Source organism: Pseudomonas sp. PvP089 (assembly GCF_017875165.1).
Classification (GTDB): domain Bacteria; phylum Pseudomonadota; class Gammaproteobacteria; order Pseudomonadales; family Pseudomonadaceae; genus Aquipseudomonas; species Aquipseudomonas fortuita.
The window spans coordinates 395,442-418,000 of the sequence record NZ_JAGGME010000001.1; the positions used below are offsets into that span (position 1 = coordinate 395,442).

The following is a 22,559-nucleotide window of genomic DNA, read 5'->3' on the forward strand; positions in this document are numbered from 1 at the left end:
GGCACGATGGACAAGGTTCTGAGTTTTCACCAAGGCCGCTTGCCGCTGTTGATCAGCATGCCGCACGCCGGCCTGAAACTGACTCCCGCCGTGGACGAGGGGCTGGTCGATGCGGCGCGCAGCTTGCCCGACACCGACTGGCACATCCCGCGTCTGTACGATTTTGCCTGGGAACTGGGTGCGAGCGTGGTGGCGGCGGAGTATTCGCGCTTTGTAATCGACCTGAACCGGCCTGAAGATGACCAACCGCTGTATGTCGGCGCGACCACCGGGCTGTACCCGGCCACGCTGTTCGACGGCGAGCCGTTGTTCAAGGAGGGCAAGGCACCCTCGGCAGCCGAGCGCGCGAGCTATCTGGAACGTATCTGGCGGCCGTACCACGACACCCTTCATGAAGAGCTGCTGCGCCTGCGTGATCAGTTCGGTTATGCACTGCTATGGGACGCCCACTCGATCCGCTCCCAGATCCCGCACCTGTTCGAGGGCAAGTTGCCGGACTTCAACCTCGGTACGTTCAATGGCGCCAGTTGCGATGCGCGACTGGCAGAGCAACTGCAAGGCGTTTGCGCCGAGGCGGTGGATTTCAGCCATGTGCTGAACGGGCGCTTCAAGGGCGGCTACATCACCCGTCATTACGGCCAGCCATGCGACGGCATCCACGCCGTGCAGCTGGAGCTGGCGCAAAGCACCTATATGCAAGAGCGCGAGCCGTTCGCCTATTGCGAACAGCTTGCGCACCAAACCCAGGGTGTGCTGCGCAAACTGCTCGAAACCATGCTGGCATGGAAGCCGGCCGCTTAGGGCCTTGAACCAGGTCACTCGCTCGAGGAACGAGGCCTGCGATCAGGGTCGGCCCAGGCGGTGAGTTCGCGGATCAAGTGTAATTCGCGAGCCTGCCGTCTTCTTTCCAGTGCGTTGAACTCATCCGCCAGGGTGTCCAGTGACCGTTCTGGATAACGATCCTGCAATTCGATCACCTGGCCCCGGTAGCTGTCTTCGATTTGCGCGAAGCGCTCCGGGTAGGCCTCGCGCAAATGCTGGACCCACACTTCATTGGCGGAGGCAAAGCGCAGGAGGTCCTCCCCGAGCTCGCCGCGCTGAACCTGCACCTCGGCATCGATCAATTCGTCGATACTGGGGTTGATCGCATAGCGCAGCCTGTCGACAGGCAGGCCTAGCTGCAGGGGCGCATTCAGTTCACGCAGGTAAGTCAGGCGCACTTCGGCTATATCCCGGTCCCCGGCTTCGCGGGTCGCCAGTTCATCCACCGCATGCACGCGGTACAGCCGGCGCACTTCACGGTAGAGGTTGGCCTGGTTGTCCGCGCCTTCGAACTGCAGGTACTCACTGGCGATGTAGAACTCGATGTTCTTGAATGTCAGCAGTGCACCGTCGTGACAGGTTCGGCTGCCATTTTCCTGCGTCAGGGCTTCACTGGCCTGGATGTTGAACAGTGCCCGCTCGTCCGGGTTGAGCAACGCCCTGACCAGCACCTGTCGCACCCGCTTGCAGAACGCCACGCGGGTTTCGTTATTCTGGTAGGTGGAGGTGTTTTTCAACCGGCCTATCAGGGCAAGCAGGTCCTGGGCGTCGCCCGACGCCTGAAGTTGCTCCCAAATGTCGCGCAGGGCTTCGTTTTCAGGCTCCGAGGCCTGGAGCCAGTCCGTGAGCACGGGGGCGTCGTCGATGACCTGTCCGCCAAAGTTGCGGAAAAATTCGTCAAGCAAGTCTTGGTCCCATTCGTCTGGGGCATCGTACCTCAGGGTGAAGCTGCCTTCGCTCTCCGATATCCCTCGTGCGCGGTGAACCGCTTGCTCCGACAATGGATTGCCGCCCAGGTCGATCGTGCTGACGAGCACGTTGTTGTGAAGGTTTTCCTGAATGTGCTGTGGCAGCTCCCTGATATGGTTATGGCGTAGGTCCAGCACCTCCAGGGGCAACAGACGATCCACCCAGGCGGGCCACTGCTCGAGGTCCGCCCGGGAAAGATCAAGGCGTCGCAGCGACCCCAGCGCAGGTGGCGCACTGACGATCGTGCCCAAGCGGTTGTTGCTGAGGTCCAGCACTTCGAGTCTTTGCAGGGGTGCCAAGGCATCCATGAAACGCTGATCGATCTCCAGCCCGACATTGTTCAAGGACAGAGAATGAAGTTCAGAGGACCGCTGCAGTGCCATCGGCAGGTCTTGTTGAGCCCGGACGAAATTATCTGCAGTCAAGCGGACCAAGTGCGGGAATCGACCAAGCAGGTCTTGCAACTGTGCTGTGGTGCCGCTGACATTGTTCAGGTAGAGGGTATGTACGCGTTCGTTGAGGAATGTGGGCAGACGAGTCGGGAACAGCTCCAGTGCAATGCCTGACAGGTACAGCGCGGGGCTGTACTGACGCGTCTCCTGAGCAATCCAGAACTGATTCAAGGCATTCTCGATGCGCATTCTGCCCGCCAATACAGCCTGGCTGACCACTGTGGTGGAGGAGGAAGCGTTGACATAGTTGTCCAGAAGGTCGTGCAACTGTTGACGCATCTGCAGGTGCTGGTCAAGGAGCTCACGAAAATCGGCTGGCTGGTCCCACTCGAAACGTGTCTGAAATTCGTCTCGGCGGAGCATCACGGTCAGCATGTCGTCATAGCTGATCGGGTTGCCTTGCAGAAAGAGCTGGGGATGTCGGGTAATACCGACAATGTGTTGCAGCAGGAAATGGGGCAGTAAGGTGATCCGGTTGTTGCGCAGGGAGATTTCGCGGATTTCGTGGGCAACGTGCCAGCCAAGCCCGTTGGGCCAATGCTCCAGCTGCATGTTATCGAGGCCGAGATGAGTCAGCTCCAGGCGGTTGAAATCGGGCGGCGAGTCGTCGGAAAAGCGATTTCCGCTGAGGTCCAGGCGGCGCAGCTCGCCCAAGGCCGTAAGGCTGTCGATATCGGAGGTGGCAATTACCATATTCTGGTTGATCAGGCTCAGCGATTGCAGTGAGGGCAGATGCTCTGCGATCAGGGGCAAGCTGGACTGGAACGGCGAAGGAGGCGCCTCAGGCCGGTAGGCGCGGCTGATCTCCAGCGTTGTGAGATTGGCGAATTGCCGCAGCAGGCTGTTCAGGCGTGAGGTGTGTTCGCCTAAGCCTTCAAAGCGCTCGGGCTGGGTCTCGAGCAATTGCAGCTCACGTACGCCTGCGGTGAAGAACGTCGGTAACTCAAGGGGGAAATCCAACAGGGACAGGCGCTGCAGCCGTAACGGATTGCCCGGATCGGGGCTTGCTGCGAAGGCTCGATCATACCAGTGCTGCAAAATGCTACCTGCCAACTGCTCGAATTCGTTCGCACTCTGGTGGGTCAGCGCTTCGCCCCTCTGCCGCCAGTTGTCAAGGCTCGACTGCAACTGGTGGCGTTGCTCCAGGAGCGTGTCGAGCAGGTCGTTGATCGCACTGCGGTCCAGGTTACGGCTTTCCAGCGTTGCCAGCGTCTGTTCGGCGGGGTGGGGCAGGGGGAGGTACAGGCCGATCTGCCTGATTCTGTTGAGCAGTGTATGCCGTGAAAAACTGGTGGCGCGCGGGCGGGCTCCGCCCAGCGGGTAGCCGAGACGGCCATCGGCCAGGCGCATGGGCGAACGGAATTCAGGCTTTATCGGCTGCATGCCCAATACCTGCCTCAGTGCTGGGCGTGGCAGCCACTGGGCGTGTACCACCAATGCCTTGAGTGCCGCCTCATCGTCGATCCCCAGCGCCGTGCGCTGTGCTTCGCTGAGGGCTTCGAACAGGGCGCCATACAAGGTGGCATGGGCATTCAAGGGGGCATCGGGTGTTTCGCTGTGCATCAGCAAGTAGCCAGCCCGGGCACTGATGATCGTCGGATTCTGCGCCGCATCAACGGGACCGATCCGGGCGCTCTGGTTGGGCGAGTGCATGCGCTGTTCCAGGGTGATGCCGGTATCCGCCGGCCAGTCGGGCAATCGCGCAAGGGTATGCAGGACCAGGCAATCGGTGTCCCAGTTGCGCAACTGCTCAAGGTACAACCCTTCGTAAGCACGGTTGAGCCTGAGCTGTTGCTGGAGCAGGCGAACTTCGTCGGCCAGGCGCCTGGGGATCTTGCCATCGCCCAGGTCGGCCAGTTCGCTGGCGGTAGCATTGTGTAGCAGCTCTTCGATGACCGGGGAAGGGAGCTGCCGATAGCGGGTGCGCAGCAGGTCTGCCCCCGGCGCCTGGCTGGCAGGAAGGCGCTGGTACTGCTGGTAAAAGTCGCGTTGAATCTGACCGGGTAATGCCTGGGCGTTCGCCTGCTCAATGGCCCGGTACAATTTGAAGCGGGTGAAGGTATCTTCCAGCTGTCCAGGCAGGCGCTGGCTGTCGCACAGCACCTTGCGCAGCACATCCTCGCTGATGCCGCTGACCCGCAAGATGCGCTGCGCGGTGTCGTCGTCAAACCCTTCGTTGGCTGTTCCGGAGCGACGCAACAATTGCTGTTCCTGCCATTGTTCGGGATGTTCCAGTGGGTGCAGCCAGATGTCGGCGCCGTTGTGACGCAGTGGTGGCTGGTAGGCATTCGCCCGGGTTGGGTGTTCGATGCGATATCCATCGCCCTGGGGTGAGCGCCTGACCGCGTAGGTCTGGCCGTCCAGCTTCAGCCAGGTTCTACCTTGGTGATGATGCAGGCCCAGCTCGTCTGGTCCGAGTGTGTCGGGTATGTTGATGGGCTGGGCATAGGGCGCCAAGTCGGGTTTCCAGAGCTTGATCTGGCCCTCGGGGAGTTCTACATCGTCGAGCTCTTCGATGAAAGAAGGGGTCTCAACGGGCATTGGCTCTGGTAACACCGTTGGCTCGCCCGGCCCGCCAGCAGCGGCCCTCACGCCGCCCTCGGCCGCTTTGATGGCCAGGCTGAATGCGGCCATCTGCGCAACGTTTTGCACCACGTCCAGCAGGTACTGGTAAGCCTGCTGCTTATCGTCGTGGGCCCAGCTTTCGATACCTTCATAAACCTCGTAAGCCAGTTGCAGTGCGCAGATCCCCAGCATGACCTCGCCGATCGCAGGCACGAAGAACCCGGCAATGTTGAGCGTGGTCAGTGCTTTTTGCAGCAGGTGCTCGCGGTGGCTTACCGCACTGATGGTATCCATGAGCGTTGTGGGCAGGGCATGGAAGGCGACGTCTTCTTCATGGCGAAACACCTTTTCCGTCACCAGCCCCTGTAACAGGGAGCCACTGAGCTGGCGTGCCTGCAACAACACCTTGGCATGTGGGTCTGCGGTGCGCTCATGGGCGCCCGTTACCGTCAGCGTCAACGGCATCAGTCGGTCGAGCAGCCGGACCCTCAGGTGGGCCTTGTCTCGTTCTTTCATGCAGTGGTCGAGGTAGTGAATGTCGCCAAGCAGGCGATCGCGCAGCCATTGCTCGCATTCTGTCTGCGACGCAAATTCCTTGAGCGGTGTTTCAGGATCGTCCGGAATGTAAAGCGCCACTGATGGGTGCCCGTCCGTTGCCTGGTAATCGAACAGGCGCAGTCGGGTCAGCTGCACATCCCACAGCGAAAGTGCACTGAACGTCAGGCTGGAGGACTGCACTGGAACATCCAGGGGCAGCGCCAGAGCGGTTTCATAGAGAGCCTGGCTGATGTCATTCTGCAGCCGGGCGAGGTGCAGGCTTTGCGTGAAAGTGCAGCGTTCGAGCTCGGCGAGCTTGTCGAAGGTTGCCGGGTTGCTCGCACCGGTCTTGATGTCGCTGTAGTAGATTGCCTGCAACTTTGCCTGGTACTGGCCACCGATATCCAGCTCGCGGCACAGACGGGCGAAGCGTTCGGGTGCGATGTCGAGGGAATTGGGGATGGGCACTGTGCCCATGAAACCTTTGTGGTCAAGGATCACCGATTTCTTCAGAAGGGCATTATCGTTGTCCATGCCACCGGGCTCTGCTGCGCTGGCCTCGAAGTTGTGCAGCGCACTTTCCAGCAATGTATGGGTGGCATGTTTGTAAGCTTCCAGCGCTTGTCCGGGTTGCTTGTCGAGGTGACGGACGTCCAGCAGATAGCTGTTGCAGACGTCTACCTCAAACCCGAAGGTTTGCTTGATGGCTGTGCTCAATTGTTCGCTGGCGAATGCTTCCAGGTTCGGCAAGGCACGATACAGCGCCTGCACCTCGGCCATGGCCGCCTGCAGCCGCGCATGCTCGCTTGTCAGCGCGCTGGCGATGGCCGGTTGGGTCTGGCATGCCTGCTCCAGTGCAGTTGCACGGGTGCTCATGACCTGCTTCATGAGGGCGTGGGTCGATGGCGCCGCGGTTTTCAACCAGTTGGGGGTTTTACCTGCGATCAGCGCATACGGGAGGCGGGTGTCTTGTTCCATGGTCATATGAACCTGTGTGCAGTGAAAGGCTCAGCGACTATGGCTACATGGCCAGGGAGAATGTGGTAGATATTCGTACGGTGGTCCTCGAACTTTCATGTTCGAGGGTACGAGAACATGCTCAAAGCGCAATTCAGGTTTATGATGCCCAACGGCAGTCAATATCCTCACACGGAGTGCGCAATGCAGACCCTCTACCCGCAGATCAAACCCTACGCCCGGCACGATCTGGCCGTGGAAGCGCCGCATGTGCTGTATGTCGACGAAAGTGGCTCGCCCGAAGGTCTGCCCGTGGTGTTCATCCATGGAGGCCCGGGTGCTGGCTGCGACGCCCAGAGCCGCTGCTACTTTGACCCCAACCTGTACCGCATCATCACCTTCGACCAGCGTGGCTGTGGTCGCTCCACGCCCCATGCGAGCCTGGAAAACAACACCACCTGGCACCTGGTCGAGGACCTGGAGCGCATTCGCGAGCACCTTGGCATCGACAAATGGGTGCTGTTTGGCGGCTCGTGGGGCTCGACCCTGGCCCTGGCCTACGCCCAGACCCATCCCGAGCGTGTCCATGGGCTGATCCTGCGTGGCATCTTCCTGTGCCGGCCGCAGGAGATCGAGTGGTTCTACCAGGAGGGTGCGAGCCGCTTGTTCCCCGACTACTGGCAAGACTACATCGCACCGATTCCGCCGGAAGAGCGCGGGGACCTGGTCAAGGCCTTCCACAAGCGCCTGACCGGCAATGACCAGATTGCCCAGATGCACGCTGCCAAGGCCTGGTCAACCTGGGAGGGCCGTACCGCCACCCTGCGCCCGAACCCGCTGGTGGTCGACCGCTTCTCCGAGCCGCAGCGGGCGCTGTCGATTGCGCGTATCGAGTGCCACTACTTCATGAACAACGCCTTCCTCGAACCGGACCAGCTGATCCGCGACCTGCCGAAGATCGCCCATCTGCCAGCGGTGATCGTGCACGGTCGCTATGACGTGATCTGCCCGCTGGATAACGCCTGGGCCCTGCACCAGGCCTGGCCGAACAGCGAACTCAAGGTCATTCGTGACGCTGGCCACGCTGCGTCCGAGCCGGGCATCACCGATGCGCTGGTGCGTGCCGCCGACCAGATGGCCCGCCGCCTGCTTGACCTGCCCCTGGAAGAAGCATGAGGGGCTTGCTGCAGCGCGTGCGCGGTGCGCGGGTTGAAGTGGCGGGGGAGGTTGTCGGCGCCATCGACCAGGGTTTGCTGGTGCTGGTGGCAGTCGAGCCTGAAGATTCCCGCGAGCAGGCCGACAAACTGTTGCACAAGCTGCTGAACTACCGTGTGTTCAGCGATGAGCAGGGCAAGATGAACCTGTCGTTGAAGGACGTCGGGGGTGATTTGCTGCTGGTGTCGCAGTTCACCTTGGCCGCAGACACCCGCAACGGCATGCGCCCGAGCTTCTCGACGGCAGCGCCGCCGGCCCTCGGAGCTGAATTGTTCGACTATCTTTTGCAGCGAGCGAAGAGCCAGCATGCCAACGTGGCGAGCGGGCAGTTCGGTGCGGACATGCAGGTGCATCTGGTCAATGATGGCCCCGTAACATTTATGTTACAAATATGAGGTCAAAAACCCTTTGTTTATAAGAAAACAAGGGGTTTTGTACGATAAATAGTTGGTTCAGCCTGATGCGTTGTCACGCGACCTGCTGGATAATCGCGCGCTGCATGGACCTGCGTTCGCAGGTTCGTTTCACTCTGACTCGAGCATTGTCTGGATCCGTTTGGGGAATCATTACGCCCTCACGGGGTCCGAACAGTGCTCGCCAACCCGGCATTTGTCGCTGGCCGTTGGTTTCATGATCTGTTTTCGGCGAGGGTTGCTCGTGATTGTTAGTCCCCAAAAAGCATCAAGAATCCCCGGCATCCGGCTACGCAAGGCCCTGATGGCCAGTGTGGCACTGGTCGGCCTGATGAGCGCGGGCCAGCTGTGGGCATTCAATCTTGACGATGTTGCAGCCAAGGCAAAGGATCTGGCCGGCCAGAAGTACGACGTACCCAAAAGCAACCTGCCGGCGGTGTTCCGCGACATGAAGTTCGCGGACTACCAGAAAATCCATTTCCTGCAGGAAAAGGCCGAGTGGGCCAAGGACAAGACCCCGTTCAAACTGTCGTTCTACCACCAGGGCATGCACTTCGACACCCCGGTGAAAATCAACGAAGTCACCGCTACCAAGGTCGAGGAAATCAAGTACGACCCGAGCCGCTTCGAGTTCGGTGACGTGCCCCACGACCCGGAAACCACCAAGAACCTGGGTTACGCCGGTTTCCGCGTGCTGTACCCGATCAACAAGGCCGACAAGCAGGACGAGATCATGACCCTGCTTGGCGCCAGCTATTTCCGCGTGGTCGGCAAGGGCCATGTCTATGGCCTGTCGGCCCGTGGCCTGGCCATCGACACCGCGCTGCCGTCGGGCGAGGAATTCCCGCGCTTCACCGAGTTCTGGGTCGAGAAGCCCAAGCCGGCCGACAAGCATCTGGTGATCTACGCCCTGCTGGATTCGCCGCGCTCTACCGGCGCCTACAAGCTGACCCTGCGCCCGGGCAACGACACCGTGGTCGACGTGCAGTCCCGCGTGTTCCTGCGTGACCAGGTCAGCCGCCTGGGCATTGCCCCGCTGACCAGCATGTTCCTGTTCGGCCCCAACCAGCCGTCCAAGGTCCTCAACTACCGTCCGGCCCTGCACGACTCCGAAGGCCTGTCGATTCACGCCGGCAATGGCGAGTGGCTGTGGCGCCCGCTGAACAACCCTAAACACCTGGCCGTGAGCAACTTCAGCGTCGAGAACCCGCGTGGTTTCGGCCTGATGCAGCGCCAGCGCGCGTTCAGCGACTACGAAGACCTCGACGACAACTACCAGAAGCGCCCAAGCGCCTGGATCGAGCCGAAGGGCGACTGGGGCAAGGGCACCGTCGACCTGGTCGAAATTCCGACCGCCGACGAGACCAACGACAACATCGTAGCCTTCTGGAGCCCGGAGAAACTGCCGGAGCCAGGCAAGCCGTTCGAGTACGCTTACCGCCTGCACTGGACCATCGACGAGGCGAAGTTCCAGGCCCCTGAGCTGGGCTCGGTCAAGCAGACCCTGCGTTCCACCGGTGACGTGAAACAGTCCAACCTGATCCGCCAGCCAGACGGCAGCGTGGCCTTCCTGGTCGACTTCGCCGGGCCGGCCCTGGCCGCATTGCCGGAAGACACCGCGGTGCGCAGCCAGATCAGCGTTGGCGACAATGCCGAGGTGGTCGAGAACAATCTGCGCTATAACCCTGAGACCAAGGGCTGGCGCCTGACCCTGCGCCTGAAGATCAAGGAAGCTAACAAGTCGACCGAAATGCGTGCCGCGCTGGTGCGTGATGTGCCGGCCGAAACCGCCAAGCCTGCCCAGGACGCCAAGCAGGACAAGGCCGCAGCCAAGCATGCCAAGGCCGAGAAAGCCGTCAAGGCTGAGCAACCTGCCAAGGCCGAACAACCTGCCGCCGATGCGGCGCCCACCAACGGGACCCCGGCCACCACCGAGAAGGTGCTGACCGAGACCTGGAGCTATCAGTTGCCTGCCGATGAGTAACTCAAACGCAAGGCCAGTATCGCTTGGCGAGTACCTGGCTCACCTACCACTGAGTGACGAGCAACGGGCGGAACTCGCCAGCTGCACGTCGTTCAGTGAGCTGCACCAACGCTTGGCGGCCAACCCGGCCGCCAACGCTGCCGAGGCCGTGCAGGCCTCGGTGGGCCCGCGCCTGACCGTGGGCAGCGCCGCCGAGCTGGAAGAGGCCGAAATGCTCGGCGTCGACGGCAGCGGCCGCCTTTGCCTGAAGATCGCCCCGCCGATCAAACGCACCAAAGTTGTGCCCGAGCCTTGGCGCACCAACGTGCTGATCCGCATGTGGCGGCGCATGACCGGCCGCACCAACGCGCCGCAGCCGCCCAAGCGCGAGCTGCCGCCGGCACGCTGGCGCACGGTGGGCTCTATCCGCCGTTACATCCTGCTGACCCTGATGATCGGCCAGACCATCATCGCCGGTTGGTACATGAAGGGCATCCTGCCGTACCAGGGCTGGTCGTTCGTCGACCTTGACGAAGTCCTCAGCCAGCCGCTGTGGGATACCGTGGTGCAGGTGTGGCCGTATGCCTTGCAAACTTCCATCCTGATCCTCTTCGGTATCCTGTTCTGCTGGGTGTCGGCGGGCTTCTGGACCGCGCTGATGGGCTTCCTTGAGCTGCTTACCGGGCGCGACAAATACAAGATTTCGGGCAGCAGCGCCGGCAACGAGCCGATTGCACCCGAGGCGCGTACCGCACTGGTGATGCCGATCTGCAACGAAGACGTGCCTCGCGTGTTCGCCGGTCTGCGCGCAACGTTCGAGTCGGTGGCCGCCAGCGGCAACCTCGACCGCTTCGACTTCTTCGTGCTCAGCGACACCAACGACACCGACATTGCCGTGGCCGAACAACAAGCCTGGCTGGACGTGTGCCGCGAAACCAAAGGCTTCGGCCGCATCTTCTACCGCCGCCGTCGGCGCCGTGTGAAGCGCAAGAGCGGTAACCTCGACGACTTCTGCCGTCGCTGGGGGGGCGAGTACAAGTACATGGTCGTGCTGGACGCAGACAGCGTCATGAGCGGTGAGTGCCTGAGCAGCCTGGTGCGCCTGATGGAGGCCAACCCGGACGCCGGCATCATCCAGACCGGGCCTAGAGCCTCGGGCATGGACACCCTGTATGCACGCATGCAGCAGTTTGCCACCCGCGTGTACGGCCCGCTGTTCACCGCTGGCCTGCACTTCTGGCAGCTGGGCGAGTCGCACTACTGGGGCCACAACGCGATCATCCGCATGAAGCCGTTCATCGAGCACTGCGCCCTGGCGCCGTTGCCGGGCAAGGGGGCGTTTGCCGGTGCGATTCTCTCCCACGACTTTGTCGAAGCTGCGCTGATGCGCCGTGCCGGCTGGGGCGTGTGGATCGCCTACGACCTGCCGGGCAGTTACGAAGAGCTGCCGCCCAACCTGCTCGACGAGCTCAAGCGCGACCGGCGCTGGTGCCACGGCAACCTGATGAACTTCCGCCTGTTCCTGGTCAAGGGCATGCACCCAGTGCACCGTGCGGTGTTCCTCACCGGGGTGATGTCGTACCTGTCGGCGCCGCTGTGGTTCCTGTTCCTGGTGCTGTCGACGGCGTTGCTGGCCACCAACACCCTGATGGAGCCGCAGTACTTCATCGAGCCGTACCAGCTCTACCCGCTTTGGCCACAGTGGCACCCGGAGAAGGCCGTGGCGCTGTTCTCCACCACCATCGTGCTGCTGTTCCTGCCCAAGCTGCTCAGCATCATCCTGATCTGGGCCAAGGGCGCCGTCGAGTTTGGCGGGCGGATCAAGGTCACCCTGTCGATGCTGATGGAGATGCTGTTCTCCATGCTGCTGGCACCGGTGCGCATGATCTTCCACACCCGCTTCGTGCTGGCCGCGTTCCTCGGCTGGGCGGCGACCTGGAACTCGCCACAGCGTGACGACGACTCCACGCCGTGGAGCGAGGCTGTGCGTCGCCATGGTCCGCAAACCCTGCTGGGTATTGCCTGGGCCGCGCTGGTGGCGTGGTTGAACCCGAGCTTCCTGTGGTGGCTGGCGCCAATCGTTGGCTCGCTGGTGCTGTCGATCCCGGTTTCGGTGATTTCCAGCCGCACTCGCCTGGGCCTTGCGGCCAAGGACGAGAAGCTGTTCCTCATCCCGGAGGAATACGCCACCCCACAAGAGTTGCTGGCCACCGACCAGTACACCCACGAAAACCGCTGGCATGCCCTGCATGACGGCTTTGTGCGGGCTGTGGTCGACCCCCGGCAGAACGCCCTGGCCTGTGCCATGGCCACTGCCCGTCATGGCCAGGCGGCGCCGATCGAAGCGCTGCGTGCCGAGCGCGTGGGCAAGGCCATGGAAGTCGGGCCGAAAGGGCTGGACCTCAATACTCGCCTGGCCCTGCTCAGCGACCCGGTTGCGCTGGCCCGCCTGCACGAGCAGGTATGGGCAGAGCACAACGCGGCGTGGATCGATGTGTGGCGCGCGTCGATCAAAAATGACCCGCACTCGCCGTTGTTGCCGCTGCATCCGGAGAATGAAGGCCAACCGGCACTCGTCGGCGCCTGATCCGTCCATTCGCGGGGCAAGCCCGCCCCCACAGGGACCTCACAGTTGTTGAATGCTGTGCGGTCCCTGTGGGGGCGGGCTTGCCCCGCGAAGCTTTTAACAGCCCATGCATTCGATTTTGGCCAACAAAGTCCCCCCCGGCGCTAGGTCCCCGAGCCGCCATGCGTTAGCATCCCATTCCGATACGACGCCTCGGCCAGTACGGCCGTGCCAACACAATAAGATTCGCTACTTTTCTTGCTAGGGGACTTGGTGATGATCAAGCAATACCTTTCGCGACTGCTGGTCGGTGTAACCGCCCTGGTCGCTGTAACTGCGGCCCAGGCAGGCGCCATTGATGACGCGGTCAAGCGCGGTACCCTGAAGGTGGGCATGGACCCGACCTACATGCCGTTCCAGATGACCAACAAGCGTGGCGAGATCATCGGCTTCGAAGTCGACATTCTCAAGGCCATGGCCAAGTCCATGGGCGTCAAGTTCGAGGCAGTGTCCACCGCCTATGACGGCATCATCCCGGCCCTGTTGACCGACAAGTTCGACATGATCGGCAGCGGCATGACCCTGACCCAGGAACGCAACCTGCGCCTGAACTTCAGCGAACCCTTCATCGTGGTTGGCCAGACCCTGCTGATCCGCAAGGAGCTGGCGGGCGAGATCAAGTCGTACAAGGACCTGAACAATGAGAAGTACCGCCTGACGTCCAAGCTGGGCACCACCGGCGAAATGGTCTCCAAGAAGCTGATCGGCAAAGCCAAGTACCACGGCTACGACAACGAACAGGAAGCGGTCATGGACGTGGTCAACGGCAAGGCTGACGCCTTCGTTTATGACGCGCCGTACAACGTGGTCGCCGTGGAGAAGGCCGGTGCCGGCAAGCTGCTGTTCCTCGAAGAGCCCTTCACCTACGAGCCGCTGGCCTTCGGCCTGAAGAAAGGCGACTACGACAGCATCAACTTCATCAACAACTTCCTGCACCAGATCAAGCATGACGGGACCTACGATCGTATTCACGACAAGTGGTTCAAGAACAAGGACTGGCTGAAGGACATGGAATAAGGCCCAGGCCACAAGCCCGGCTTTGACCCCGACGCGCAGGCAAACCCTGCGCGTTCGCATTTACGGAAGTACCCCACGTGATCAAACACAAGAAAGCCCAGTGGCCCTGGCACGGGCTGACCGCCCTGGTGCTGGTCGGCCTGGCGATCAGCCTGTACATGGCCACCTCGATGATGTCCTACGAGTGGCGCTGGAACCGTGTACCCCAGTACTTCGCCTACAAGGCCGAGGACGTACAGCGCGCCGCCGGTTACGGCACCGTGCAGGACATCGTCATTGCCGGCGATAACGCTCGCGTCACACTGAAGGACGAGCAAGGTGACGAGCAGGTGCTCGACGTGGCCAAGGACAGCCTGCAACTGAGCCGCGGCGACGATGTTGCCGAAGGCGACCAGATCGGTGTCACCCGCCACTGGGCAGCCGGCCCGCTGGCCTGGGGCCTGTGGACCACATTGTGGCTGTCGGTGGTGTCTGGCGCCCTGGGCCTGGTCATCGGCCTGTTCGCTGGGCTGTGCCGGTTGTCCAGCAACCCGACCCTGCGCGACCTTTCAACCGTCTATGTCGAATTGGTGCGTGGCACGCCGCTGCTGGTGCAGATCTTCATTTTCTACTTCTTCATCGGCACCGTCCTCAACCTGTCCCGCGAGTTTGCCGGGGTGGCCGCGCTGGCACTGTTCACGGGCGCCTACGTGGCGGAAATCGTCCGTGCTGGCGTGCAGTCCATCGCCAAGGGCCAGAACGAAGCCGCCCGCTCGCTGGGCCTGAACGCTGGCCAGTCAATGCGGCACGTGATCTTGCCGCAAGCCTTCAAACGCGTGCTGCCGCCGTTGGCTGGCCAGTTCATCAGCCTGGTCAAGGACACCTCGCTGGTCTCGGTGATTGCGATTACCGAACTGACCAAAAGCGGCCGCGAGGCCATCACCACCTCGTTCTCGACCTTCGAGATCTGGTTCTGCGTGGCAGGTCTGTACCTGCTGATCAACCTGCCGCTGTCGCACCTGGCCAGCCGGCTCGAGCGGAGGCTTGCGCAAAGTGATTGAAGTCCGTGACCTGCTGAAAGTGTTCGACACCCGTGGCCAAGTGGTCCGGGCTGTGGACAATGTCACCACCCAGGTCGCCAAGGGCGAAGTGGTGGTAGTGCTCGGCCCATCGGGCTCGGGCAAGTCGACCTTCCTGCGCTGCCTCAACGGCCTGGAGCATTTCGACGAAGGCCATGTGGCCATCGACGGCCTGCAGTTGGCCGACCCAAAGACCGACATCAACGCCTACCGCCGCGAAGTCGGCATGGTGTTCCAGCACTTCAACCTGTTCCCGCACATGACCGTGCTCGAAAACCTGTGCCTGGCGCAGAAGGTGGTGCGCAAGCGCAACAAGGCCGAGCGTGAAGCCAAGGCCCGGGCGTTGCTGGAGAAGGTGGGTATTTCGCAGAAGGCCAACGAGTACCCGTCGCGCCTGTCCGGCGGCCAGCAACAGCGGGTGGCAATTGCCCGCGCCCTGGCGATGGACCCGAAAGTGATGCTGTTCGACGAGCCGACCTCGGCGCTGGACCCGGAAATGGTCGGCGAGGTGCTGGACGTGATGAAGACCCTGGCCCAGGAAGGCATGACCATGGTCTGCGTCACCCACGAAATGGGGTTTGCCCGCGAAGTGGCGGACCGGGTGCTGTTCTTCGACCATGGCAAGCTGCTTGAAGATGCCGCGCCTGGGGCGTTCTTCGATGCGCCGAAGGACCCGCGCGCGCAGGCGTTCCTGCGCCAGGTGCTGTAACCGCACCGGCCTCTTCGCGGGACAAGCCCGCTTCCACAGGTGCCCGGCTGCTGTCAGGGTGCGTGATGCTTGTGGGAGCGGGCTTGTCCCGCGAATGGGCCGCAATGCGGCCCCGGCATTTCACAGGTTGAACCGCCCCACCATCCCCCGCAACTGCTGCCCCAGCTGCTCAAGCTCCCCGCTCGAAGCCGCCGTCTGCTCACTGGCCGCACTGGTCTGATCCGACACATCCCGCACATTGATCACGCTTCGGTTGATTTGCTCGGCCACCACGCTCTGTTCTTCGCTGGCCGTGGCAATCTGCTGGTTCATGCCCTGGATGCTCGACACTGTGTCGGTGATCTGGCTCAGCGCCTGCCCGGCCCTGCGGCTCAGCGCCACGCTCTGCTCGGTCAGGCGCTTGCTGCTGTCCAGCAAACGGGTCACGTCGTCCGTACCGTTGTGCAGGCTGTCGATCAGCTGGCCAATCTCCTCGGTCGCCGTCGAGGTACGCTGGGCCAAACCGCGTACTTCATCGGCCACCACGGCAAAGCCACGGCCGGCTTCGCCTGCACGGGCCGCCTCGATGGCGGCGTTCAGCGCCAGCAGGTTGGTCTGTTCGGACACCGACTTGATCACGTCAAGGATGCTGCCAATGCGCTGGCTTTCGCCCGCCAGGTGCTGCATGGCCGCCAGGCAATGATCCATCTGCCCGGCCAGTTGCTCGATACGGCCGATGGCTTCGGACACGACCTGGTCGCCCATCTGCGCCTGCTGGTCAGCGTTGGTCGCGGCCTGCGAGGCTTGTTCGGCATTCTGTGCCACTTCCTGCACGGTTGCGCTCATCTGGTTCATGGCGGTAGCCACCTGGTCGGTTTCCTCGCGCTGCTGGTTGATGCGCAGCTTGGTGTCCTCGCTGCTGGCCGCCAGTTGTGTAGCAGCCTGTGACAGCTGCCCGACCCCCTGGTCGATGCCGCCGATCAACTCGCGCAGGCTCAAGGTCATTTCGCGCATGCGGGTTTGCAGCTGGCCCATTTCATCACGGCGTTGCACTGCGTCAACCTGGCTCAGGTCACCCTTGGCGATACGTGCGGCTACGGCCAGCGTCTGGCGCAGCGGTTGGGTGATCTGCAAGGTGATCAGCCACGCAGCCAATACGCCCACCGCCAGTGCCAGCAGCGCCACACTGGTCAGCAGCGAGCGTGCGGCCAAGGCTTCGCTGTCACGTTGTTCGACCTTGCGTTTACCCAATTCGAGGCTGACCGCGCGCAGCTCATTGCCCATATTTTCCATATTGTTCTGCAGCTGCTCGACACGTATGGCGGCGTGGCGGTACTCGTCCAGGGCGGCGCGGTACTTGGCCAGCTCGACACCGGGCTGCTCGCTGACTGCGCGTGGCAAACCCAGCGGCGCAAGGCCGGCAAGCAGTTGCCCAAGGCTATTTTTGGCAGCATCCAGGGCGTTGTCGCCGACTTTTGCGAAATCCTCGACCGGAGTGAAGGTATAGGCTGGCACCAGGCTTTGCTGATTGGCCCCTTCGACCTGCCGGGTGAGGGTGTCCATCAGGCCCAGTACACCACTTTGCTGGCTGTCGGCTGGCATCCTCAGCAGGGCTTGGGTCTGCAGCTCGTCGATCGCATCATTAAGTGCCTGTTCCCGAGCCTGCATGGCTTCGCGCAGCGTGCTGCGGTTACCGGTGCTACGTTGCAATTCGCTGAAATCGCCGCGCAGGCGCTGTAACAGCGCCAGCTTTTCGGTCAGCAACTGTCTTGATTCATCGACGTTGCTGCGTTTTTGCAGGGTGGTCAGCATGTTGTTGAGTTGTTCGAGGATGCTGCTGATGCGCGCTTTGCTGGTGTCGTCGTTGAGCACGCGGTAGGTGATGCGTTCTGCCCGCAGGTCTTTGGTCAGGTCGTTGATCAGGCCTATTTCGCTGAGTTGCTGTGAGCGCACGATGGCGTCATCCAGGGCGCGCCACCCGCTGATGGTGGTGGCCAGTGTGAGCAGCAGCACTACGGCGAAGCCGAGGGCCAGCTTGGCAGCGACACTGATATTGCCAAGCTTGCGGTTGAGGTAGGCGAACATAGAGCGTCTCCGAGCGAATGAGAGGGAGGATGCAGGCGCATTGCTGGCATCACATCTCTGCCAATCGGCAGGGGAGCTGTAGGACTTGACCTGATAATCAGGTAGGAATAAGCACTGGCGACTGTAGGAAGAATCGCCCTGCGGCGCAGCCTCTACGGAGGCTGCCAGGCGTCGCAAAAAGGGCCGCAAAGCGGCCCCGGCAATAGGTGCGGCGAAGCTGAAATGGCGGGGTCAGAGTTTGAACCGCCCCACCAACCCCTGCAGGTGGGTCCCCAGCCGCGCCAGCTCCACACTGGAACTGGCCGTCTCTTCACTTGCCGCCGAGGTCTGGTCGGATATATCCCGCACATTCATCACGCTGCGGTTGATCTCCTCGGCAACGGCGGTCTGTTCCTCTGCAGCAGTTGCAATCTGCTGGTTCATCGCCTGGATCGACGACACCGTGCGGGTGATGGTTTCCAGAGAGGTACCGGCACGGCGGGTCAGCTCGACGCTGCTGTCGGTCAGCTGGCGGCTGTTGTCCATCACGCTGGCCACCCGTTGTGTGCCGCTTTGCAGGCCGGCGATAAGCTCTTCGATCTCTTCAGTCGACTGCTGGGTGCGCTGGGCCAGGCTGCGCACCTCGTCGGCGACCACGGCAAAACCACGCCCGGCCTCCCCAGCGCGGGCGGCTTCGATCGCGGCGTTCAGGGCCAGCAGGTTGGTTTGCTGGGCCACCGACTTGATCACGTCGAGCACACTGCCGATCTTGTCGCTTTCAGTCTTGAGCTGGTTCATCGCTTCGCTGGAGTTGATCACTTCACCCGCCAGCCGCTCTATCTGCGCCACGGCCTCGCCCACCACACGGTCGCCTTCGCGGGCCTGCTGGTCGGCCATCAAGGCAGCTTCCGAGGCCTGTTCGGCATTGCGTGCCACTTCGTGCACGGTGGCCGTCATCTGGTTCATGGCGGTCGCAACCTGGTCGGTTTCGACCTTCTGGTTGTTGACCCCGGCGCTGGTCTGCTCAGTCACCGCCGACAGCTCCTCTGCGGCACTGGCGATCTGAGTGACACCGTCACCGATGCCGCCGATCAGTTCGCGCAGGCCTTGGGTCATGCGCTGCATGCTCGCTTGCAACTGGCCCAGTTCGTCGCGGCGGTTTACCTGCAGGTTCTGGGTCAAGTCGCCACTGGCGACCCGCTCCGCGGCGCGCAGGGTCTGGCGCAGGGGAATGATGATCTGCCGGGTAATAGCCCATGCCGCCAGCAGGCCGAGGGCCAAGGCCAACCCGGTGGCCACGGCGAGCAGGGTCTTGGCCTGGGTGGCCCCGGCGTCACGCACGGCGGTCTGCGAGGTGGTCATCGCCTGGCTGGTCTGCAGCAGCAACGTACCTTGCTCGGCCATGTGCTGCAGGGCCTGCTCGCTGGCAGCCTGTGCATTGCCGAACTGGGTGACCGCATCACGGTAGCCGCCCATGGCGGTGGCGGCATCGTCGAGACCGGCGGCATGTTCGGCCGGCACTTTGGCTGGCAATGCACGCAGCTCGGCCAGGGCCTGGTCGATGGCCTTCAGCGCCGTTTGCTGGAAGTCGGTATTGCCGCTGTAGGTGTAGCCACGCACCTGGAAGCGCGCTTGTTGCAGCAGGGCGCTGACGTCTACCGCGTGCTGGTACTGGCTGATATCGCCAGCTTGCAGGAGGCCGCGCTGGACGCGCCCGATCAGCTCTGCCGCCTTGTCGGCGCTGTCGCCGAGCACGCTACGGCTGGCCTCGCGGCGCTGGCCCGCCTGCTTCAGCTCGTTGAACGCCTGCTGGTAGATGCGCACCGCCTCGCGCTGCTGCTCCAGGCGCTGGCGGTCGGCGGGGTGTTCGATCTGGCCGAGCATCAGCTGCACCTGGCGGTCGAGGTTGGCCAGTGCTTTCTCCAGCTCGGCCACCGATGCGTCATCACTGCGGCGCTCGTAATGCTGGCGGGCGATGCGCAGTTCCTGGGTGTACTGCTGGATGACCGAGATGTTACCCAGCTTGTCGCCGCGGTCGATGATGCTGTCCATGCCGTGCCAGCCGGCCAGGGTAATAGCCAGGGTCAACAGCAGCACCAGGCCGAAACCCAGCCCCAGTTTGCGATTCACGCTCACATTGCCCAGCGATTGGGCTAACCATTGATACATGTACGACTCCCCGGCGGCTTGGCAGCACAAATAGTTGTTGTGTTGCCAAGGCCATCGGCCCGGGGGAGGGAAACTTGATGGCCAAAAAAGTGGCGTTTGCGTCAGAAAATACGCGAAAGCAGCGCAGTCACGGCGGTCTCTACCCGCAGGATGCGATCACCCAGTTGCACCGGTGCCAGGCCAGCCTTGCCCAGCAGCTCGATTTCGTAGGGTATCCAGCCGCCCTCGGGGCCGATGGCCAGGGTTACGGGTTGTTCCACGGCACGCGGGCAGGCAGGGTAGGGGCCGGGGTGACCGACCAGGCCCAGGGTGCCCGCGGCGATGGCGGGCAGCCGATCTTCGACGAAAGGCTTGAACCGTTTCTCGATGATCACCTCGGGCAGCACCGTGTCACGCGCCTGTTCCAGGCCGAGGATCAGGTTTTCGCGAATGCTCTCGGGCTGCAGGAAAGGTGTTTGCCAGAAGCTTTTCTCGACCTTGTAGCTGTTCACCAGAATCAGCCGTGATACGCCGAGGGTCGCCACGGTCTGGAACAGCCGTCGCAGCATTTTTGGCCGCGGCACTGCCAGTACCAAGGTCAACGGCAGCTTGGCCGGTGGCTGCTGGTCGAAGGTCACTTCAAGTTCGGCTTCGTGCTTTTCCAGGCGCAGTACCGTGGCTTGGCCCATCAGGCCGTTGAGCCGGCCCACCCGCAGGTGGTCGCCCACCGCCACGCGGTGGATCTCCTGCATGTGGGTGAAGCGCCGGTCGGCGAGAACGACGCGGTCGGCCGAGACGAAGTCGGCCTCTTCGAGGAGCAACAGGTTCACGGTTGGGTCGCTGGTGGCTGGTCGTTGTGGTCGTTGGCTGCTTCGTCGTGGGCGCTACGCTTGCGGATCAGGCTGCCACATAGCACGCCGACCTCGAACAATAGCCACATAGGTACGGCCAGCAGGGTCTGGGAGAAAATGTCCGGCGGGGTGAGGATCATGCCGACCACGAAGCAGCCGATGATCACGTAAGGGCGGATCTTCTTCAGGTACTTCACGTCGACCACGCCTATCCACACCAGCAACACCACCGCCACCGGGATTTCGAAGGCAACGCCAAAGGCGAAGAACAGCGTCATCACGAAGTCGAGGTAGTTGGCGATGTCGGTCATCATTGCCACGCCTGCCGGGGTGGCGGCGGCAAAGAACTTGAACATCAGCGGGAACACGAGGAAATAGGCAAAGGCCATACCGGCGTAGAACAACAGAATGCTCGACACCAGCAGCGGAATGGCAATGCGTTTTTCATGGCGGTACAGGCCTGGCGCGATAAAGCCCCAGATCTGCTGGAGAATGAACGGAATGGCCAGGAACAGCGACACGATCATGGTCAGCTTGAACGGCGTAAGGAACGGCGAGGCCACGTCGGTGGCGATCATCGTCGCGTTGGCCGGCAAATGGTCGCGCAGCGGCGCCGAGACCAAGGTGTAAATCTGCTGGGCGAAGGAAAACAGCCCGGCAAAGATCAGGAAAATGACGGCAACGCAGCGCAGCAGGCGGGTGCGCAGTTCGGTCAGGTGCGAGACCAGCGGCATCGGCTGGTCGTGTTCCGGATTCTCGCTCATGGGGCTCGCGGCGGTTGAGGCGGTTCAGAGGGTACGGCCGGGGCAGCAGGTGCTTCGACCGGCCTGGCTTCGAGCCCGGCAGGTGGCTGCACGCTGGCCGTGGTTACCGGCGGCTGCGCGGGTGGCGTCATCGGGTTGAGGATGCGCTTGGCTTCCTCTTCCATCTGCAGGATGTGCTCGTTGTGCAGCTGGCGGCGGATGTCGTCGGCGCCAATTTCGCGCTCCACTTCCATCTTGATGCTGTTGAAGCTGCGTTTGAGCCGGCCAATCCACAGGCCTGCCGTGCGCGCGGCTCCGGGCAGGCGCTCGGGGCCGAGCACCAGCAGCGCGACCAGACCTACGAGTAGCAGCTCGCTGAAACTGATGCCGAACATGGGTCAGTCTTTCCGCTGCGGCTCTTGGACCGGTTGGGCCTGGCCTTCGATGGTGTGGCCTTGTTGCGGCTGGGCAGTGTTTTGCACCGGCGGCACCGGTTGGGCTGGCGGCGGCGTTTGCTCGGCCGGCTTGGTTTCTTCTTCGTTCATGGCCTTGCGGAAGCCCTTGATCGACTCGCCCAGGTCACTGCCGAAGTTTTTCAGCTTCTTGGTGCCGAACACCAGGACCACGACAACCAGCAGGACGATCCAGTGTTTCCAGTCAAAAATACCCATGGTGCTCTCCTAGAATGCGTTGTGCTCAAGCCGAAGGCTGTCGAGCGGCCTTTTCATCGTGCCCGGACAGCCCGAAACGGCGGTCCAGCTCATCCAGCACGGCTTGCGGATGCTGGCCCAGCGCGCTGAGCATCACCAGGCTATGAAACCACAGGTCGGCGGTTTCGTAGATGACATCGCTGTAATCCTTGCTGACGGCAGCATCCTTGGCGGCAATGATCGTTTCGACCGACTCTTCGCCGAGCTTTTCGAGGATCTTGTTCAGGCCTTTGTGGTACAGGCTGGCCACATAGGAGCTGTCAGGCGCCGCTTGCTTGCGTTCTTCAAGCACTTCGGCCAGGCGGTTGAGGGTGTCGCTCATGTCAGTGTCCTGCGCTGTAGATGGCATCCGGGTCCTTGAGGACCGGGTCGACGATTTTCCACTGGCCGTCTTCATGGACGCGGTAGAAGCAGCTTTCCCGACCGGTATGGCAAGCGATATGGCCCAGTTGCTCGACCATCAGGATGATCACGTCGGCGTCGCAGTCCAGGCGCATTTCATGCAGCTTCTGCACATGCCCGGACTCTTCGCCCTTGCGCCACAGCTTGCCTCGCGAACGCGACCAGTAGATGGCGCGCTGTTCGCTGGCGGTCAGCGACAGCGATTCGCGGTTCATCCAGGCCATCATCAGCACGCGTCCGGTCTTGTGGTCCTGGGCGATTGCCGGTACCAGGCCGTCGCTGTTCCACTTGATCTCGTCCAGCCAGTCTTTCATCGTCGACTCCAAAGCGGGCCCGCTCCTGTATCGGGCCCTTTGCGC

The 22,559-nt window shown here is 62.3% G+C and carries 17 protein-coding genes; 8 read left to right on the plus strand and 9 right to left on the minus strand.

The annotated features are described in order from the left end of the window. The first annotated feature begins 6 nt into the window (after positions 1-6). On the plus strand, positions 7-801 hold the full coding sequence (gene hutG, locus J3A71_RS01825) for an N-formylglutamate deformylase (RefSeq protein WP_096426867.1): 795 nt from the start codon (positions 7-9) through the stop codon (positions 799-801). A gap of 14 nt (positions 802-815) precedes the next feature. Here the strand turns inward: hutG and J3A71_RS01830 are convergent, their stop codons facing one another. Continuing rightward, complete coding sequence (locus tag J3A71_RS01830) at positions 816-6,323, minus strand: DUF6543 domain-containing protein (protein WP_157754423.1); 5,508 nt, start codon at positions 6,321-6,323, stop codon at positions 816-818. Positions 6,324-6,506: 183 nt separating this feature from the next. Here J3A71_RS01830 and pip point away from each other — a divergent pair, with 183 nt between their 5' ends. From pip to J3A71_RS01865, 7 genes are all read left to right on the plus strand, one after another. Beyond that, the gene (gene pip, locus J3A71_RS01835; RefSeq protein ID WP_016489576.1) at positions 6,507-7,478 is read left to right on the plus strand and encodes a prolyl aminopeptidase; all 972 of its coding nucleotides are present in this window, start codon (positions 6,507-6,509) and stop codon (positions 7,476-7,478) included. Further along, positions 7,475-7,912, plus strand: a complete 438-nt coding sequence (gene dtd / locus J3A71_RS01840) for a D-aminoacyl-tRNA deacylase (protein ID WP_016489575.1) — start codon at positions 7,475-7,477, stop codon at positions 7,910-7,912. The genes pip and dtd overlap by 4 nt, the downstream gene beginning before the upstream one ends. Positions 7,913-8,174: 262 nt before the next feature. After that, the gene (locus J3A71_RS01845) at positions 8,175-9,914 is read left to right on the plus strand and encodes a glucan biosynthesis protein G (protein ID WP_033734161.1); all 1,740 of its coding nucleotides are present in this window, start codon (positions 8,175-8,177) and stop codon (positions 9,912-9,914) included. After that, positions 9,907-12,480 carry a glucans biosynthesis glucosyltransferase MdoH gene (gene mdoH / locus J3A71_RS01850; protein WP_096426865.1) on the plus strand — a complete coding sequence of 858 codons (2,574 nt, stop codon included), beginning with the start codon at positions 9,907-9,909 and terminating at the stop codon, positions 12,478-12,480. Before J3A71_RS01845 ends, mdoH begins: the two co-directional genes overlap by 8 nt. Positions 12,481-12,738: 258 nt before the next feature. Continuing rightward, positions 12,739-13,536, plus strand: coding sequence for a transporter substrate-binding domain-containing protein (locus J3A71_RS01855; protein WP_024717349.1), 798 nt, complete (start codon positions 12,739-12,741; stop codon positions 13,534-13,536). Positions 13,537-13,613: 77 nt separating this feature from the next. Then, positions 13,614-14,576, plus strand: a complete 963-nt coding sequence (locus tag J3A71_RS01860; protein WP_019472583.1) for an amino acid ABC transporter permease — start codon at positions 13,614-13,616, stop codon at positions 14,574-14,576. Continuing rightward, on the plus strand, positions 14,569-15,303 hold the full coding sequence (locus tag J3A71_RS01865) for an amino acid ABC transporter ATP-binding protein (RefSeq protein ID WP_024717350.1): 735 nt from the start codon (positions 14,569-14,571) through the stop codon (positions 15,301-15,303). Before J3A71_RS01860 ends, J3A71_RS01865 begins: the two co-directional genes overlap by 8 nt. A 120-nt stretch (positions 15,304-15,423) precedes the next feature. On the opposite strand, the gene J3A71_RS01870 is transcribed toward J3A71_RS01865, so the two are convergent. The 8 genes from J3A71_RS01870 to hisI form a co-directional block, all read right to left on the minus strand. Further along, complete coding sequence (locus tag J3A71_RS01870; RefSeq protein WP_016489569.1) at positions 15,424-17,367, minus strand: methyl-accepting chemotaxis protein; 1,944 nt, start codon at positions 17,365-17,367, stop codon at positions 15,424-15,426. 231 nt (positions 17,368-17,598) lie between these two features. Beyond that, positions 17,599-19,515, minus strand: coding sequence for a methyl-accepting chemotaxis protein (locus J3A71_RS01875; RefSeq protein ID WP_016489568.1), 1,917 nt, complete (start codon positions 19,513-19,515; stop codon positions 17,599-17,601). Positions 19,516-19,616: 101 nt separating this feature from the next. Then, positions 19,617-20,324, minus strand: a complete 708-nt coding sequence (locus tag J3A71_RS01880) for a 16S rRNA (uracil(1498)-N(3))-methyltransferase (protein WP_016489567.1) — start codon at positions 20,322-20,324, stop codon at positions 19,617-19,619. Next, positions 20,321-21,109, minus strand: a complete 789-nt coding sequence (gene tatC, locus J3A71_RS01885; protein WP_023047997.1) for a twin-arginine translocase subunit TatC — start codon at positions 21,107-21,109, stop codon at positions 20,321-20,323. The genes J3A71_RS01880 and tatC overlap by 4 nt, the downstream gene beginning before the upstream one ends. Beyond that, positions 21,106-21,483, minus strand: a complete 378-nt coding sequence (tatB, locus tag J3A71_RS01890; RefSeq protein ID WP_016489565.1) for a Sec-independent protein translocase protein TatB — start codon at positions 21,481-21,483, stop codon at positions 21,106-21,108. Before tatB ends, tatC begins: the two co-directional genes overlap by 4 nt. Before the next feature lie 3 nt (positions 21,484-21,486). Then, a complete protein-coding gene (locus J3A71_RS01895) occupies positions 21,487-21,759 on the minus strand; it encodes a twin-arginine translocase TatA/TatE family subunit (RefSeq protein ID WP_016489564.1) in 273 nt (90 codons plus the stop codon). Between the two features lie 25 nt (positions 21,760-21,784). Next, positions 21,785-22,120, minus strand: coding sequence for a phosphoribosyl-ATP diphosphatase (locus tag J3A71_RS01900; protein ID WP_016489563.1), 336 nt, complete (start codon positions 22,118-22,120; stop codon positions 21,785-21,787). Between the two features lies 1 nt (position 22,121). Then, positions 22,122-22,514 carry a phosphoribosyl-AMP cyclohydrolase gene (gene hisI, locus J3A71_RS01905; protein ID WP_016489562.1) on the minus strand — a complete coding sequence of 131 codons (393 nt, stop codon included), beginning with the start codon at positions 22,512-22,514 and terminating at the stop codon, positions 22,122-22,124. Positions 22,515-22,559 lie beyond the last annotated feature (45 nt).